The organism is Phenylobacterium sp. LjRoot219, assembly GCF_964252995.1.
In the GTDB taxonomy this organism is placed as follows: Bacteria; Pseudomonadota; Alphaproteobacteria; order Caulobacterales; family Caulobacteraceae; genus Phenylobacterium.
This window is the reverse complement of the sequence record NZ_CAXUQI020000002.1, coordinates 840,466-856,787: the sequence shown is the minus strand read 5'-3', so window position 1 is coordinate 856,787 and position 16,322 is coordinate 840,466. Positions and strand designations below refer to the sequence as shown.

Annotated in this window: 12 protein-coding genes; 7 read left to right on the top strand and 5 right to left on the bottom strand. The window is 64.8% G+C overall.

The genetic code is table 11. From position 1 onward, the window contains the following. Positions 1–101: 101 nt before the first annotated feature. From ACSQ14_RS21980 to ACSQ14_RS21950, 7 genes are all read left to right on the top strand, one after another. Positions 102–716: a TetR/AcrR family transcriptional regulator gene (locus ACSQ14_RS21980; protein ID WP_436016506.1), complete on the top strand. Its 615-nt coding sequence runs from the start codon at positions 102–104 to the stop codon at positions 714–716. Between the two features lie 201 nt (positions 717–917). After that, complete coding sequence (locus tag ACSQ14_RS21975; protein ID WP_436016504.1) at positions 918–3,278, top strand: TonB-dependent receptor; 2,361 nt, start codon at positions 918–920, stop codon at positions 3,276–3,278. 283 nt (positions 3,279–3,561) lie between these two features. Then, positions 3,562–3,870: a hypothetical protein gene (locus ACSQ14_RS21970; protein ID WP_436016502.1), complete on the top strand. Its 309-nt coding sequence runs from the start codon at positions 3,562–3,564 to the stop codon at positions 3,868–3,870. Next, positions 3,860–6,349: a glycoside hydrolase family 2 TIM barrel-domain containing protein gene (locus tag ACSQ14_RS21965; RefSeq protein WP_436016500.1), complete on the top strand. Its 2,490-nt coding sequence runs from the start codon at positions 3,860–3,862 to the stop codon at positions 6,347–6,349. The genes ACSQ14_RS21970 and ACSQ14_RS21965 overlap by 11 nt, the downstream gene beginning before the upstream one ends. A gap of 108 nt (positions 6,350–6,457) precedes the next feature. Further along, a complete protein-coding gene (locus ACSQ14_RS21960) occupies positions 6,458–8,743 on the top strand; it encodes a glycoside hydrolase family 3 N-terminal domain-containing protein (protein ID WP_436016498.1) in 2,286 nt (761 codons plus the stop codon). A 57-nt stretch (positions 8,744–8,800) separates the two neighbouring features. Further along, positions 8,801–10,309 (top strand): GH39 family glycosyl hydrolase, encoded by a 1,509-nt coding sequence (locus ACSQ14_RS21955; protein ID WP_436016496.1) that lies wholly within the window; start codon positions 8,801–8,803, stop codon positions 10,307–10,309. Positions 10,310–10,464: 155 nt separating this feature from the next. Next, the gene (locus tag ACSQ14_RS21950) at positions 10,465–11,586 is read left to right on the top strand and encodes an NAD(P)H-dependent amine dehydrogenase family protein (RefSeq protein ID WP_436016494.1); all 1,122 of its coding nucleotides are present in this window, start codon (positions 10,465–10,467) and stop codon (positions 11,584–11,586) included. A gap of 138 nt (positions 11,587–11,724) precedes the next feature. Here the strand turns inward: ACSQ14_RS21950 and ACSQ14_RS21945 are convergent, their stop codons facing one another. The 5 genes from ACSQ14_RS21945 to ACSQ14_RS21925 all read right to left on the bottom strand — a co-directional run bounded on the left by ACSQ14_RS21945 (position 11,725) and on the right by ACSQ14_RS21925 (position 16,149). After that, entirely contained in the window at positions 11,725–12,183 is a 459-nt protein-coding gene (locus tag ACSQ14_RS21945; protein WP_436016492.1) for a hypothetical protein, read from the bottom strand. A gap of 73 nt (positions 12,184–12,256) precedes the next feature. Continuing rightward, the gene (locus tag ACSQ14_RS21940) at positions 12,257–12,742 is read right to left on the bottom strand and encodes a GlcG/HbpS family heme-binding protein (protein WP_436016490.1); all 486 of its coding nucleotides are present in this window, start codon (positions 12,740–12,742) and stop codon (positions 12,257–12,259) included. A gap of 29 nt (positions 12,743–12,771) precedes the next feature. Further along, positions 12,772–13,512 carry an SDR family NAD(P)-dependent oxidoreductase gene (locus ACSQ14_RS21935; protein WP_436016488.1) on the bottom strand — a complete coding sequence of 247 codons (741 nt, stop codon included), beginning with the start codon at positions 13,510–13,512 and terminating at the stop codon, positions 12,772–12,774. 56 nt (positions 13,513–13,568) lie between these two features. Further along, positions 13,569–14,714, bottom strand: coding sequence for a 12-oxophytodienoate reductase (locus tag ACSQ14_RS21930; RefSeq protein ID WP_436017598.1), 1,146 nt, complete (start codon positions 14,712–14,714; stop codon positions 13,569–13,571). Between the two features lie 214 nt (positions 14,715–14,928). Beyond that, positions 14,929–16,149, bottom strand: coding sequence for an amidohydrolase family protein (locus ACSQ14_RS21925; protein ID WP_436016486.1), 1,221 nt, complete (start codon positions 16,147–16,149; stop codon positions 14,929–14,931). Positions 16,150–16,322: the final 173 nt, after the last annotated feature.

Genomic DNA, 16,322 nt, shown 5'->3' with positions numbered 1-16,322 from the left:
GGAGTTCAGAAACAGACTACCCGCTAAGTTTGCGGGCGCGACCGGCGAACTCCGCCGGGCAGCCATTGCGGGACGAAAGGGGCGCGGACTACCCTGGGCCAATGACCCCGAACGACACGCAGCGGCGAACCCGCTCCAAGCCGGAACTCCGCCGCGCCCAGATCCTCGATGAAGCCGTGGGGCTAATCGCGGAGCGTGGATATTACGGGTTCGGCATCCGCGAACTGGCGGATCGCTGCGGGCTCACCAACCCCGGCGTGCTCCATCATTTCGGATCGAAAGACCAACTGCTCATCGCGCTCCTTGAGGATCGAGATCGACGGGTCCAGGATGCCGTGTTCAGTGCGATAGAAAACGCGGGATTTGTCGGGAAAGCGCTTTCGTTTAGCGAGACTTTGCAGCTGTTCCATATCACCGCCGTTCAGGCCGAGGCGCGGCCGGAACTTCTGAGACTCTACGCTATACTCCAATCCGAAGCGCTTAATGAGGCGCACCCTGCCCACCAGTTCTTCGCGGAACGTCAGGCCCGGGTGGTGCGATCCTACGCAGCCCTGGTCGAAGCGTTTGTCGCCGAACCTGAATCGACGGCGCTCCACCTCGTTGCGACCATCGACGGACTGCAAGAGGAATGGCTGCGCGCCAAACAGGGGTTCGACCTCGTTGAGGAGCTTGATCGAGCGATCAAGCGCATCCTGGCTGCGCGTACGGTAAGCTAGGCCTCTCTCTGCAAAGCCGCCTCTCCGCCGACTGGCAGGACGCGATCCCTACTGAGAGCTGTGTCCGCGCGGACACAATTGATGCGGCTGAACACCAGCTTCAGCACTTGTCTGATTATTGCCCCTTCCCTTATACCTACCACTCGCTAAGCAAATGCGACAAAGGCGGGCAGCCGCCGAAGGACTCTGGGGAGGCATGATATGAAGCGGTTCATCTGTCTCGCGCTGGCCAGCGCGAGCTTCACGGCCCTATCGACTGGGGCTTTCGCGCAGCCGGCCGCCGCGTCGTCAGACGATGCTCAGCTCGCCGAAATCGTCGTCACGGCGCGCCGACGGGCGGAGAGCCTGCAGACGGTGCCGCAGACCGTGAACGCCGTCACCGGCGCGACGTTGGAGAAGCTGAACATTCGCCAGTTCGACGAGGTTCAGTCGGTTGTTCCGGGCCTAACCCTCACAAACGGGACCAACGGCTTCTCAACGGCCGCGACGATCCGCGGCGCACCGTTCGAGGCCGAGTCGGGCGCTCAGCCGACCGTCGCCTTCTACCTGAACGATGCGACGATCCAGTCGAACTTTGCCTTCCAGTCGATGTTCGACGTCGGCCAAATTGAAGTGCTTCGCGGGCCCCAAGGCACGCTGCGCGGGCAGTCGGCGCCCTCCGGGTCGATCACCCTCACTACGCGCCGGCCTACGCTCGGTGAATTTGGCGGCTACGGAAACCTCACGGTGACCGACCAGCGTGCGCGCAATCTGAACGGCGCGATCAACGCACCAATTATCCGTGACGTCCTCGGCCTCCGCCTTGCGGCGATCATCGACGACAATCGGGGCAACGGCGTCGGAAGCATCAACAGCAGCATCCAGCCATCGTCCAAGAGCTGGGCGGTGCGTCCGAGCCTCCGGTTCGAGCCGAACGACAGCATCACCGTCGATCTAATGTATCAACACCTTGAAAGGAAGGTGCTCTACTTCGACCAGGTTGCTTCGGTCTCGCTGTTCGATCCCGCCTTGTCGGCGACGCAACCGATTATCGACCCCGACGATCGCGTCGGGATCACCAACAACATCTTCAGCCGCTTCAAGCAGAAGCAGGACATCTTCACGGCCAACGCCGAATACCGGTTCTCCGGCCAAAGGCTGAGCTATGTGGGCTCGTTCACCGAGTTGGACCTGCGCCAGTTCGGCAGCCAGGATGCGGCCAATGCGTTCCCGACAGCGGACGTGGCGCAGGACACCCATAGTCACTCGAAGCAGAGCACCAACGAGCTGCGCCTGTCGTCAGACGACCGGCTGTTCGGCTTCCTCGACTACACGGTTGGGGGCTATGCGCAAGACTTCAACCCGCCTACCGACCTGGTGAACGTGACGCCCATCACGCTCTTCGGGCAACTTGTTCAGGTGGCGGAAACGCCGATTGCAGTTCGAACCAAGACGCACGAACGCTCGATTTTCGGGAACGTGACCCTGCACCTGGGCGACGCCACCGAGCTTTCGGGCGGCCTTCGCAAGCTCTGGTATCGAGACTCGAACTCCGTGAACATTAGCGGCTTTCCGGTGCTCGACGACAAGAAGGGCAAGGGCGAAGCGACACTATACAACGTGTCGCTCTCGCATCGCTTCACCAGCGACTTCATGGCCTATGCGAACACTGGCAGCGCCTTTAGACCCGGCCCGTTCGTCGTCGGCGTCTTCCGGCCGCTCACTCCGGCGCTCGAACGCCACGTCGACCTAGCCAACGAGAAGTCAAAATCTTACGAGCTTGGCTTCAAATCGACCTTCTTTGACAAGCGCGTGCTCGTAAACGCCGCGGCGTTCCATCAGGATTTCAATAACTTCATCTACCGTGGTCCGCTGGTCTACTATGTCGGCCTCAACCAGCTCGGCCCGTCAGTCAGCAGCATTAACTTCGGCAACAGCGTCGACGCGAAGATCGATGGCGTGGACATCGACGCCTCGTGGCAGGTGATGCAGGGGCTCAACCTCTCGGCGACGTTCAGCTACGCCAAGAGCAAGATAAAAAACGACGTGGTCGCCTGCAACGACCTCAATGGCGACGGCGTCCCTGACGTGCTGACGCAAGCCCCGACCCTGGACCAGCTCCAGGCGGCGACCGGCGCCCAGGCAGTGTCCGAATGTCCCTCGAGCGGTTCTCTCCTGTACACGCCGAAATGGGGTCTCTCCGTTCAGGGCGAATACGCGCGACCCGTTTCCGATGACATGGACGCCTACCTTCGCGGCCTCTTCACCTATCGACCGAAGACGAACGGGGATCCGGCGAACGCCTATGACACCGTCGACGGCTTCGGCCTGCTGAATCTTTACGCCGGCGTGCGCAGCGGGAACGGCGCGTGGGAGATCTCTCTCTTCGCCAAGAACGTGTTCAATACCGGCAAGGTGCTGACCGCGTCTTCGACTCTCGTCGCCACCAACGTCCAGGCCCTGCAGCCGCCGACCTTCAGCAGCGTTGCGGCGGAGACCATCAACAGCAGCTACCTGAACGTGACGACGACCGCTCCTCGGGAAATCGGCCTCAACGTTCGCTACGCCTTCGGGTCGCGCTAGGGCGCCCGCTCCTCCTCCTCCCTCTGGCCGGGCGATTTGGGAGTCGCCCGGCCTTCTTTTTTTTGGAGAGCGTCCCGGGGCAACACGGAAACCGGTCGCGCGCGAGCGCGCATTTCCCGTCCCCCGCAGGTCGTTGAGTTCGCCCAACAACCGCAGCGCAGAGTCGGACAGCACGCGTTGATCGGCTTGCTAACCGACCACCTGCTAAGTTATGTGTCTCCCCCACGGCGGCTGGCAGCTCGGACGGCCGTAGAGCCCTAGGAAACCGACAATGGGACGGACTTTGGACGCGCCGAATTACGCGCCTGCGACCGCTTACCACCAACCAAGCCCTGCGACGTTCGAGCTGGGCGTGGACACGCTCTCGATCGAGGATCTCATCAGTTCGACCGCCACCCGCGCCATCCTGACGCGACTTGCGCCGTGGGCGCTGGGGATGGCTGGGACCGAGACGTTCAAGCCCTTCCTGTCGACCTTCACCCTGCGCGATGCGGCCCACTACCTGCCGTTCGACGCCACGAAGCCGATCGCCGAAGTCGATGCGGCGCTTCGCGCTCTGCCGAAATCCGAATGGCCCCCCCATGTCCGCTGAAGTTGCGTCCTCGCTCAACCGGCGGGACATCCTGCTCGCCACCGTCACTGCGGCTGTCTTCCCGCTGCTGCCAGGACAGGCGCGCGCGGCCGCGCCGGCGGAGGCGCTCAGGATAGGACGGGATCAGCCGTTCGACTTCGCCTGGAAGTTCTTCCGCGGTGAAGGCGCGTTCGAAGCGCCTGAGGCGGATGACAACCGCTGGCGCACGCTCGATCTTCCGCATGATTGGAGCATCGAGGACCTGCCGGCCGAGCCGGGCTCCGGTCGGGTGGGTCCCTTCGATCCGCGTGCGCCCGGCGGAACGGCGAACGCCTTCAGCGTGGGCGGCGAAGGCTGGTATCGAAAGCGCTTCAGCAGCGAGGCGCTTCCGCCCGGAAGCCAGGTCTCCGTGCTGTTCGACGGCGTCTACATGGAGAGCGACGTCTGGCTGAACGGCCATCATCTTGGCCGACGGGTGCACGGCTACACCGCCTTCTTCTACGATCTGACGCCGCATTTGCGGCAAGGCGACAACGTGCTCGCCGTTCGGGTCCGCAATGTCGGCAAGAACAGCCGTTGGTACACGGGCTCGGGCATTTATCGCGGCGTAACGATCGACGTCGTTTCGCAGCCGGCTCGGGTCGAGCAGTGGGGGGTGGCGGTCGCAACCCGGCGCATCACCGAACACACCGCCGAGATTGCGGTCGAGACCCAACTTGCCGAGGCTGCGCCCGATCTCGTGCTGGTGAGCCGGGTTCGATCCCCGCAAGGCGTTGTGGTCGCCGAAGCTACGGCGCCCGCCCGCGACCGGGTGAGCCAATCGCTCGACCTGCCCGCCCCTAGCCTATGGTCGCCGAACACGCCGGCCCTCTACTCGCTCGAGACGGAACTGCGCCGCGGGACTGCGGTGCTGGACCGTGTCGTGACCCCGTTTGGCGTCCGAGTGATCACTTTCGACGCGCAGAACGGAATGCAGATCAACGGCGTCGCCACAAAGCTGCGCGGCGGTTGCGTGCACCATGACAACGGGCTGCTGGGCGCTGCCGCCTATGCGGATGCGGAAGACCGGCGAGTCCGCTTGCTGAAGGCCCGCGGCTACAACGCGCTGCGCAGCTCTCACTATCCGGCTTCCCGCTCCTTCCGAGAGGCCTGCGATCGGCACGGCATGATGCTGATCGAAGAAGCCTTCGACATGTGGCGCGTCTCGAAGACCCCGCAGGACTACGCCAATCACTTCGCGGAGAAGTGGAAGGCGGACCTTGCGAGCATGGTGCTCGGTGCGCGGAACAGTCCCTCCGTGATCATGTGGAGCATCGGCAACGAAGTCCCCGGCCGATCCACTCCGGAAGGCGTGAAGACCAGCTGGGAACTGGCCAACGAAGTCCGCAAGCTGGACCCCAGCCGACCCGTCACCGCCGGGATCAACGGCTTTCTCGGCCGCCCTGTCATCCCGGACGAAGCGACGGCGCGGAAAGGACGCGCGGGGCAGCCGGACGAGAGCGCCACCGTCTTCCTGGACGTGGTCGGGTACAACTATCGGCTCGACAGGTTCGAGGCCGACCACCTGAAGCGGCCCGAACGGGTGATCTACGGCTCCGAGAGCTATCCCAAGGACCTTTTCAAGGTCTGGGACACGATCGACGAGAAGCCTTACCTCGTCGGCGACTTCGTCTGGTCGGCCATGGATTACCTCGGCGAAGCGGGCATGAGCACTGCGATCCTGAGCAAATCGAAGGTCGCGATGCCGTCGCCTCCTGCGTGGCCCTGGGTCGTGAACAATCCGGGCGATCTGGACATCACCGGAGGTCGTAAGCCTTCGTCCTATGCCCGCGACGTCGCTTGGCAGGTCAGCCCGCTTGAGGTCGCGGTTCAGCGCCCTGTTCCGGCGGGCATGTACGAGCACGTCAGCTGGTGGGGCTGGTCGGATGAACGGCAAAGCTGGACCTGGCCTGGCCACGAAGGGCAGCCGCTCACTGTTCGGGTCTACACGCGGGCGGATCGCGTTGAGCTCCGCGTCAACGGCGTGGTCGTGGCGTCCAAGTCGCTGGCACTCGCCGAGCAGCTGCCCATCGAACTTGCGGCGCCTTACGCGCCCGGGACCTTCGAAGCGGTCGCCTACCGCGGGGGCCGGGAGATCGGTCGCCGTCGCTTCGACACCGTCGGGCCCGCGGCAGCCCTGCAGCTCATCCCGGAGGCCGCTCAGGGCTCACGCGAGCGCGGCCGCCTCTCCTTCGTTCGGCTCGAGGTCCAGGACAGCGCTGGCAGGTCGGTTCAAGACGCGGTGCGGCAGGTGGCGCTGAACGTGTCGGGTCCTGCCCGGCTGGTCGGCTTCGGGAGCGGCAACCCTCACGCGGTCGGTAGTTTCCAATCTCCGGTGTCCCAGACGTTTGAAGGCCGCGCCCTGGCCATCCTCTCCGCGACGGGCGCGCCGGGTGCGATCCGCATCGAGGCGCAAAGCCCCGGACTGCGCGGAGCCAGCGCTGTTGTCGCCTTGCTCTAGGCGGTGTGCCGGTCAGCAGCCCATCCAGCTGACGGCCCCCGGAGCCCGCTTGAGCAGCTCTGGTTCCCCGCCCAATCACTCCAGTGGACCCCCTCCAAAATGCGTTCAATGAGATCCGTTTCGTTCGCAGTGCTCGCCGGCGCCTGGCTCCTGGCCTCCACCAGTCCGGCCGCCGCTGAGTCAGCTTCGAAGCCCCTGGCGGATGATGTCGTGCGTACACGGGCCGACGCGCTGATCGCTCAGATGACCCCTGAGGAGAAGGCGGGGCAGCTCGGCCAATATTTCTACTTCCCCCAGGCCCCGCCGTTGAACGCTCGGACCGAGAAGTGGGTGGAGGCGGGCGGCCTCGGGTCGGTGCTGATGCTGTCCGATCCGGTCGCCACCAACCGCGTGCAACGGATCGCGGTCGAAAAATCGCGGCTGAAGATCCCCGTGCTGTTCGGATTCGACGTGGTCCATGGACTGCGCACGATCTTCCCGGTTCCGCTGGCGATGGCGGCGTCGTGGGACCCCGCTCTGGTGGAAGAGACCCAGCGCGTCGCCGCGCGCGAGGCGCGCGCCGTCGGGATCCATTGGACCTTCGCGCCGATGCTCGACATCGGCCGTGATCCCAGGTGGGGCCGCATCGTCGAAGGTCCTGGCGAGGATCCGTACCTAGCCTCGGCCATGGCGGCGGCGCAGGTGCGTGGTTTCCAGGGCGCGCATCTCGGCGCGGATGGCCGCGTCATTGCCGGCCCGAAGCATTTCGTCGGCTACGGCGCCGCGCTGGGCGGCCGGGATTATGACGAGGTGGCGCTGCCCCAAAGCGAACTCTGGAACGTGCACTTTCCGCCGTTCAAGGCGGCGGTCGACGCCGGCGCCGGGAATGTCATGAGCGCCTACATGGCGCTGAACGGCGTGCCCGCCTCAGGCAACCAATGGCTGTTGACCACGGTGCTGCGGGAGACCTGGGGCTTCAAGGGCTTCATCGGCAGCGATGCCGGCGGCGTCATTCAGCTGACGACGCAGCACTTCGCCGCTGATGCGCAGGATGCGGCCGTGCGCGCACTGAAGGCTGGCGTCGACATGGAGATGGGCGCCGTGCCGCAATCTCCGGCGATGAGCACCCTGCCCGCCGCGCTACAGGCCGGAAAGATAAGCGAGGCCGAGCTCGATGCGGCGGTCCGCCGAGTGCTCGAAGCGAAGATCCGGATGGGCCTTTTCGAGAAGCCCTATGTCGACGAGGGGCAGACGGAGGCCGTCCTCAACGACCCGAAGCACCTGCAGCTCGCCCGGACGGCTGCGGAGCGGTCCGCGGTCCTGCTGCGCAACGAGAAGGCTCTGCTCCCGCTCGACCGAAAGAAGGTCAAGTCCATCGCCGTTATCGGTCCGCTGGCCGACTCGGCTCGGGACACCCTTGGTCCCTGGGTCTTCCCGCAGAACAAGCCGAAGGCGACCAGCGTGCTCGCCGGCCTGAAGTCAAAGCTCGGACCTTCTGTGCGGATCGACTACTCGGAAGGGGTCCGTATGGCGCGCACTTTTCCGTCCTTCATGGACCAGCTCGAGCCGCCGCCCAAGCTGCCTCCGCTCGACGAGACCGCAGAGATTCAGCGCGCGGTCGCCATCGCGAAGAACGCCGACGTCGCCATCCTCGTTCTGGGCGAGCATCAGAACATGATCGGGGAAAGCGCCTCGCGCGCTTCGCTCGCCTTCCCCGGCCGTCAGCAGGAGCTGCTCGACGCTGTCGTGGCGACCGGCAAGCCGGTCGTCCTCGTGCTGATGTCCGCTCGGCCGATCAGCCTCACAGGGGCTCAGCCCCAGGCCGTACTGGACATCTTCTATCCGGGCTCAGCCGGGGGGGAAGCGACGGCGAACCTGCTGTTCGGCGACGCGACGCCGAGCGGCAAGCTGCCGTTCACGTGGATCCGTGACGCGGCGCAGGCGCCCAATCACTACGGGCAGCTCATCTCGCATCAGCCGGAAAACGCCCAGAAGCGCTACTGGGACGGGACCAACGCGCCGACTTATCCGTTCGGCTACGGCCTCAGTTACACGACGTTCGAGTACGCGAACCTGAAGGTCGAGCGGCCGCGATATCGTCTTGGTGAGCCTGTCACCGTGACCGTGGACGTGAAGAATGCGGGCGCAAGAGCCGGCGATGAGGTGGCCCAGCTTTACCTGCATCAGCGGTGGGGGACCTCGGCGCGGCCGGCGCGCGAACTCAAGGGCTTCCAGCGGGTCGCTTTGAAGCCAGGCGAGACGAAGACGCTGCGTTTCAAACTAGAGCCGGCGGCGCTCCGCTACTGGACTGAGGTCACACAGGACTGGGTTCAGGACCAAACGACGTTCGACGTTTGGGTCGGAGGCAGTTCGACCGCCAAGCACAACGCCAGCTTCGAGGTTCGCGAGCCGTAGCGTTCCGGAGTGCGCGCCAGGACGCGTGCAACAGACAGCAGAAAACAGGAGGTTCTGATGAACCGTCGTAACGTGCTCGCCGGCGGCGGCGCCCTGGCCGCGCTCGCGAGCGTCGCGCCCGCGATGGCGCAGATCGCCACCGTGCCGGTCTCAGTCGACCTTCGCCGCGAGGTCGGCCCGCTGGAGCACATCTGGGAGCGCTGCGCGGGATCTGATCGCGCCGCTGTCACCCTGCGCGAGGACTGGCGCAAGGACGCGCGGCGGGGGCGCCAGGAGCTCGGGGTCCAGCGAGTTCGCTTCCACGGGATCTTCGACGACGAGATGGGCGTCGGTACCAAGAGCTTCCGAATGGGACCCGGCTACAACTTCCAGAACGTCGACGCCGTGTACGACGGCCTCCTCGAAATCGGCTTCAAGCCCTTCGTGGAGCTGAGTTTCATGCCGGGCCGGCTCGCGAGCGGGACGCGCACGTTCGGGACCTACCGCGGGAATGTGACGCCACCGACGTCCATGGCGGATTGGAGCGCCTTCATCGTTCAGTTCGCGCGGCACCTGGTCGAGCGTTACGGGGCGGCCGAAGTGCGGCAGTGGCCCTTCGAGGTCTGGAACGAGCCTGACCTCCCCTCCTTCTGGTCCGGCTCCCAGCAAGACTATTTCGAACTTTACCGCGCCACCGTCACCGCTCTGCGCAGCGTCGATCCCGCGTTCAAGGTCGGCGGTCCATCGACCTCTCGCATTCAGTGGCTCCCTGAGTTCCTGGCCTTCTGCGCCGAGAACCGCCTGCCCGTCGACTTCGTCAGCACGCATATCTACGCCGGCGACGATCAATCGAAGATGTTCGGTCAGGCAGGCCTCTACCGACAGAACGACGTGGTGCCTGCGGCGATGAAGAAGGCGCGCGAGCAGATCGACGCCAGCCCCTTCAAAGGGGCGCCGCTCTGGCTCAGCGAATGGTCCTCCGACAGCCCGGCCATGATCGCGCACATCGTGAAGGGCTGTCTCCCCTACTGCCACGGCATGTCCTACTGGCAGCTGACCGGCACGTTCGAAGAGATCCTGGTCCCCGGCTACATCTTCAAGGAAGGCGACAATGGCTGGGGGATGATGTCCCAGCGCGGTGTCGTGCGGCCGGCGTTCAACACCTTCAAGTTGCTCCACAGGCTGGGACACCAACAGTTGGCTTCGGAGGGCCCTGCGCTGGCGTCCCGCACCAAGGGCGGCGGAGCCGCTGTCCTCGTCTGGAACCTCGCCGAAGCTCAACAGGCGTCCGGCATCCCTGGGGCCAGCAACGAACGAAAGGTCGTCGGGGAAGCGAAGCGTCTTGAGGTGACGCTTAACGGCGCCAAGCCCGGGCAGGCGGTCAGGGTCAGCTACGTCGACATGCAGCGCGGCTCGCCCTACCCGGCTTGGCGAGCACTCGGCTCTCCTACGTATCCGACCAAGCAGCAGCTGGAGAGGATCCGTGCCGCTGCCGAGCTTGCGCCGGCGGAAACACGCCGCCTCGGCCGATGGAGCGAGCTGAGTCTGGAGCTTCCACCTGAGGGCGTCGCCCTCATCGAGCTGTGATCAAGCACACGCTGCTTCGGCGGCGTCGAGCAGCTGAGTTTGTTTTTCGTCGGCTCCGCCGGCGCTCTCGCCCAGTTGTCACCCGCCCGACGACTTCCCGAGCAGCCTCCGACCCGGGCGAATTCACAACCTCGGCCTCCAATGGAGATACCATCATGAAGAAACTGCGTGTTGTCGTCATCGGCGCGGGCAATGTGGCCGGCATCGCAGTGCGGGCTCTGCGCGGCCGCGAAGACGTCGAATTGGTCGGCGTCTGGAGCCGCTCAAAGCATGTTGGGCAAGACGCCGGCCTGCTCGACACGGACGAGCCGTGCGGGGTGATCGTCACGGATAATGCAGACGAGATCTTCGCGCTCAAGCCGGACTGCGCCCTTACGGCGCTGAATATCCGCGACCCACGAGAAGCCCAGGTGGTCAACGGAGAGTGGTTCGTGAAGCTGCTCGAGAACGGCATCAATGTCGTCACCGCCAGCGATGGGGGGCTGGTCTACCCGCCGGCGCACGTGGACCAGGCCTATGTCGCCCGACTTGAGGCCGCGGCGAAGAAGGGCGGCGCGACGCTCTACATGAACGGCCAGGAGCCCGGCTTCGTCGAGCACATGGCGCTGCTCGCCGCCACCATGAGCAACACCATCAAGCGGATCACCTCCTACGAGCTGTTCAACTACTCGTCGGTGAAGGACCGCAACGAGATGGCGCTGATTTTCGGGTTCGACGAACCGCCGGAAAAGCCTGCCATTCTCGAGCACCCCGGCATGCAACTGATGGTCTGGAAGGGCCCAGTGACGAACGTCGCCAACAAGCTTGGCTATGAAGTCGAGCGCTATGAGGAGTCCTACGAGAAGCGGGTCACCGACCGCGACCTCAAGGTCGGCTTCGGCGTAATCAAGGCCGGGAACGTCGCCGCCGTGCGGCTGCGGACCAGCGCGATCGTCGAGGGGCGCGAGGCCGTCGTGGTCGAACACGTCAACCGCATGTGTCCCGACATCGCGCCGGAATGGGAGAAGGCGGACACCGTCGGCTGCATGCGGATCCGCATCGAGGGCGATCCGAACATCTCGATGGAATGCTCCGTCGGCGACCCGGACAAGCCCGAGGAGCTGGGCTACGACGGCTATGTGATGACGGCAATGCGGATCGTGAACGCCGTCCCTTATGTCTGCGCAGCGCCGCCCGGGATTACCACGTTCCGGGTGCTTCCGCTGACCACGCCTTCGAACGCCTTCCGGAGCGACGCAACCTTCATCGACCACAAGATCTGCCGCGCCAACACGTAAGTCTGGTGGGCCACGTCGCATCCCGACCCCCGCCCTCGACACTGCCCGAGGCAGCGCTCGAGGGCGGCCTTCCATGCGTAGTCTGTGGGGTCGCGACCCTGCCAATGCGGTCGCGAACTCCACGCCGTCACACTGAGATTATGATCCCGCAGCCCTGGCCGCTTCGACGATCCACTGACCGGAGTCTCGAGCCTGCTCGTAGATGTCCAGGTGGATAATCCGTCTCCTCTCGTTGAATCGGTAGACTGCGATCACGTTCTTCCGAATGAAGTCTTCACCTCGGTAGTGCCGCTCCTCGATCTCCTGAAACACCGCATTGCCGACCTCGGTCATATTGAAGATGGTCATCTCGAAACGCGTGCCGCCGGAGATCCAGCCAGTGAGAAACGTCTGGTATTTCGGCCAGTCGAGTTCTTCTAGGTAGGCGCCTATGCGTCTGAATTCGCTTACCTCGATGAATTCCGCCACAGGTCTCCAGTCTATCGGAGAATAGGCGGCGTCCGAGATCGCCTTCGCTTGCGCCGCGCAGAATTGATTCACAATTTGCGTCAGCGGGCCTGCCTCATGTCGCACACTGTTGGCAGTAACGATGTTCATTTATCTTCTCCCAGTTCATCTCCGTGGCCTGCAAGGTCGACCCGTCCAGCTTGTTGGACTGCGGTTGTGCCGGTCAGGTCAGATGTGAAGCTTCAGGGCCGTGCGTCTGCACGCCGATCTCCGCAATCAGACCATCGACTCCCGCCTTCGCAGCAAGCTCATCCTCTTCGCCGGATCCGCCGCTGGCCCCGAGTCCGCCAACGCACACGCCCTCGAGGAGGACGGGGACGCCGCCTTGGGAGGGGGTGACGCATTCGAACGCTAGCAGCGAAGTGGTTCCGCCGTGCAGCAGGTCCTCGAAGACTTTGCTCGGTGCGCCGAAGAGCGCGGCCGTGCGCGCCTTCTTGAACGACGCGTCGATCGTGCCCAATGGCGCCCCGTCAAGGCGGGTGAAGGCCAGCAGATTTCCGGCGTTGTCCACCACGGAGATGCTGAGCTTCAGGCCGCGCTCGAGAGCCGCCTTTTCAGCCGCAGCCAGAGCGGCTTTAGCGCCGGATGTGTTGAGTGTGCGGACATGCGCCGTCAGCCCGCTGTCATGACCAACCCTTCTCTTCTCCACCTGTTTTATCGCCGCCGCGCCGCCTGGGCTCAGGCCAACTGCGCGCTCTGACCGCCGTCGATGACCATGACGGCGCCATTAATGAACCGCGCGCGGTCCGAGACCAGGAAGGCGGCAAGTTCGGCGCATTCAGCGGGCTCTCCGCCGCGGCCAGCCGGAATGGTCGCGGTGAGGCTCTCGAGCAGCCCCGCCGGCGCCGTGGCCGCCGCTTCAGTGAGAAACAGGCCAGGCACTACGGCGTTGGCGCGGACCCCCTGGCGGCCGTACTCCACGGCCGCCGCCTTGGTGATCGCGATGATCCCGGCTTTTGCGGCTGAATAGACCGCGGTCGAGGCTTTTGCTCCAAGCGCGGCGACGGACGCCCAGTTCAGGACCACGCCCCCGCCCGCCTCGCTCATGGCGCGCACGCCATGTTTAGTGCCGTGGACGACCCCTCGAAGGTCGATGTCCAGGATCCGGTCGTACTCGGCCATGTCGAGGTCGCCGAGCATCCCGAAGTGGGTCACGCCGGCGACGTTGAGAACGGCGTCCAGACGGCCGAACTCGTCGACCGCGGCGCGGATCATGGCCTCGACGTGCGCTTCCTGAGTGACGTCGCAGCGAAACGGCCTTGCAGCGTCGCCGATCGCCACCGCGACGTCCTGCTCGGCGCCACTCACGTCACCGAGCACCACCTTGGCCCCGTAAGCTGCGAACAACTCGGCGGCGGCTTTCCCCAGGCCAGACCCAGCTCCCGTTATGACTGCGACCTTGCCGTCCAGTTCAGCCATCAACGCACTCCATCTGAGCTTCGTGACACCATCGCGCCGCCACTTGAGCCTCGCCGTCAGCGTCGGGAGGCGGGCAGCAGCACGTCCGAGATGATCGACGGCTTGAACGGCTTCAGCTCATCGAGTCTGCCCGCTTGCACCAGCTTGGCCCAGTCGGGCTCGGCGATCATCGCGCGGCCGACGCCGACGAGGTCGAAGTCACCGCGCGTGAACATCTCCATCAGCCGCGTCAGGTTGCCGAGGCTGCGGCCTGCCTCGACCCCTTCCATCAGGCTCGACTGCATGTCGTTGTCGAGGCCGATGGAGCCGATGGTCATGCTGGGTTTGCCGGTGACCTTCTTGGTCCAGCCGGCCAGGTTCATGTCGCTACCATCGAAAATTGGCTCCCAGAACCGGCGCTCCGAGCAGTCGAAAAGATCGACGCCGGCGTCGACGATCGGCCGCAGCAAGCTTTCCAGCTCCTGCGGGGTCTCGGCGATCCGCGCCTTGTAGTTGACCATCTTCCAGTGGGAGATCCGGAGCACGATCGGCACGCCCTGCCCCACCCGGCGCCGCATTTCGGCGATGACCTCGGCGGCGAGCTGGCCGCGGCGCTCTGGACTTCCGCCATATCGGTCGGTGCGCTTGTTGAGCTCAGGCCACAAGAACTGGTCGATGAGGTAGCCGTGACCGCCGTGAATCTCGACGCCGTCGAAGCCGAGCTCCATCGCCGTCTCGGCGCCGCGCCCATAGGCGTCGATCACTTCGTCGATCTGGGCCTGCGTCATGCCTTCGCAGACCTTCTTGCCCGGCTCGATGTAGCCGGAAGGGCTCACCTGACCGAGCTCCGGGCGGTAGCGCGGGGCGCCGACCGCCATGTCGAAGCTGGAGTATACGAGCCCGACGTGCCACAGCTCAGGGAAGCAGAATCCGCCAGCGGCGCGCACCTCGCTGGCGACCCTGCGCCAGCCCTCGAGCGCCGCCTCGCCGTGAAAGCGGCCCAGCATTGGATTGTCGCCTGAAGAGGAGTGGTCGATGTAGACGCCCTCCGTCATCACCAGTCCTGCGCCGCCCTTCGCACGACGCGCGTAGTATTCGGCAACCTCGCGCGAGGGCGCGCCGTCGCCGCAGATCGCCAGCCCCATCGCCGGCATGACGATACGGTTCTTCAGGGTGACGTTCCCGAGCCGGAACGGGGCGTAGAGCGGGGAGAAATCCGGCATATGCGTCACGGAACGGATCCCGGATGCTTCGGCTGTGTTGGCGGCTTCCACCGTGGCGTCCTCAACGCTGACTTCATCAATCTCGGGATCGGGGCAGGCGCCCGCGGACAGGCGGGAGCGGCTGCCGCCCACCTCAAAGCTCCACCCCGGCCAGGCAGCTCATGGCGCAAGCGCGGCCAGCCTCGTGCGGCGCTGGACGCGCAGCGTCGCCAGCCTATGAGTTCAGCTTGAAAACTCGAGCGGCGTTGCCGCCCAGGATCGCACGGGCGTCGTCCGGCCCCGCGGCGTCCACGACCGCCTTGGCGGAGGTGCGGCCATAACCAAATGAGCCTTCGGAATGTGGATAGTCGGTAGCCCACATCACGCGATCAGCGCCGATATATTCAAGCTGCCGAAGGCCGAGGGGATCGTTCTGGAAGGTGGCGTAGCAGTTCTCATACCAGTAGTCGCTCGGACGCCGTTCGATCCGGTCGATCACATCGCCATTGCCGAAGCTGTCGAAGATCATCTCGGCGTCCTGCAGGGCTGGCGGCACCCAGGAAATCCCGCCCTCGGCGAAGACCACCTGCAGGCCCGGGTGACGATCAAAGACCCCGCCAAAGACAAGCTGTCCCCACGGCTTCCGGAACGGCGCCATCAGGGTCATGTTCAAGGCGCCAACCCCGCCCCGGTGCTCCACGTCCGTGCCCTCGCCAACGTGGAAACAGACCGGCAGCCCGGCTTCGGCGACCACGTCCCAGAAGCGGTCCATGATCGGATCCTGGTAGTGGATCTCCTTGCCTTCGATGCTCTTGCCGGGATTGACCGGGATCATGAAGGTTTTGAGCCCTAGGTCGACGACCTGCTGCATCGCGCCTTCTGCGGCTGCGGGATCCCACCAGTTGCTGAACACCGCAACGGCGTGAGACCGGCCGCTCTTCTCGATGTGCCCGGCCGCATAGTGCTCGTTGTAGACGCGGTACAGGGCTTCCTGGACTGCGAACTCCGGATAGCGAGCGAAGCCGATCAAGGTGTTCGGGAAGCAAATCTCCTCATCGACGCCTTCGGCGTCCATGTCGCTGTAGCGCCGCTCCGCGCTCCAGTCGCCCTGCCCCACGCCGACGGAGCGTGAAATCACCTTCTTCGTCCGCTCGCCGATCGGCAGCGCCTCGACCTGTCCGCGATAGCCGATTTTCCAGAACTCATCGAACCAGACGCGCGGCGCCTTGTCCCTCAGATGCGATGGGAAGTTCTCGTAGAAGACGTCCTCAATGATCTCCCAATGGTTGTCCGCGGAGATCAGCCGGGTCCCGGGCGGCAGGCCCATATCGCCCTCGCTCTGCGGCTTGCGATCCATGATCACGCCGATGTCGCGGATAGCGGGGATGGCGAGGCTGCGCGTAGCGGTGGACATAGAACTCCTCCCAATCTGATCGCGGGCGCGGGACGAACTCATCGGTCGCCGCTTCTGCCGCCCGTTTGCGGCACACAATCTGACTGTGCATCCGTTCAGGCGCAAGAGGGTCTGGAACCAAAGCTGGAAACTTTCGGCTTGGCCACGCTGTAGGTTGAAGCAGGGAAGTCCCATCGCCTGCTTGACCGGGCGTCTCGTTTCGCTGATCTTGTGTT

What these genes read in the sequence shown, in the direction of transcription:
- ACSQ14_RS21980 (WP_436016506.1), top strand. Translation starts at nt 102, where the DNA reads ATGACCCCGAACGACACGCAGCGGCGAACCCGCTCCAAGCCGGAACTC.
- ACSQ14_RS21975 (WP_436016504.1), top strand. Translation starts at nt 918, where the DNA reads ATGAAGCGGTTCATCTGTCTCGCGCTGGCCAGCGCGAGCTTCACGGCC.
- ACSQ14_RS21965 (WP_436016500.1), top strand. Translation starts at nt 3,860, where the DNA reads ATGTCCGCTGAAGTTGCGTCCTCGCTCAACCGGCGGGACATCCTGCTC.
- ACSQ14_RS21960 (WP_436016498.1), top strand. Translation starts at nt 6,458, where the DNA reads ATGAGATCCGTTTCGTTCGCAGTGCTCGCCGGCGCCTGGCTCCTGGCC.
- ACSQ14_RS21955 (WP_436016496.1), top strand. Translation starts at nt 8,801, where the DNA reads ATGAACCGTCGTAACGTGCTCGCCGGCGGCGGCGCCCTGGCCGCGCTC.
- ACSQ14_RS21950 (WP_436016494.1), top strand. Translation starts at nt 10,465, where the DNA reads ATGAAGAAACTGCGTGTTGTCGTCATCGGCGCGGGCAATGTGGCCGGC.
- ACSQ14_RS21945 (WP_436016492.1), bottom strand. Translation starts at nt 12,183, where the DNA reads ATGAACATCGTTACTGCCAACAGTGTGCGACATGAGGCAGGCCCGCTG.
- ACSQ14_RS21935 (WP_436016488.1), bottom strand. Translation starts at nt 13,512, where the DNA reads ATGGCTGAACTGGACGGCAAGGTCGCAGTCATAACGGGAGCTGGGTCT.
- ACSQ14_RS21930 (WP_436017598.1), bottom strand. Translation starts at nt 14,714, where the DNA reads ATGCCGGATTTCTCCCCGCTCTACGCCCCGTTCCGGCTCGGGAACGTC.
- ACSQ14_RS21925 (WP_436016486.1), bottom strand. Translation starts at nt 16,149, where the DNA reads ATGAGTTCGTCCCGCGCCCGCGATCAGATTGGGAGGAGTTCTATGTCC.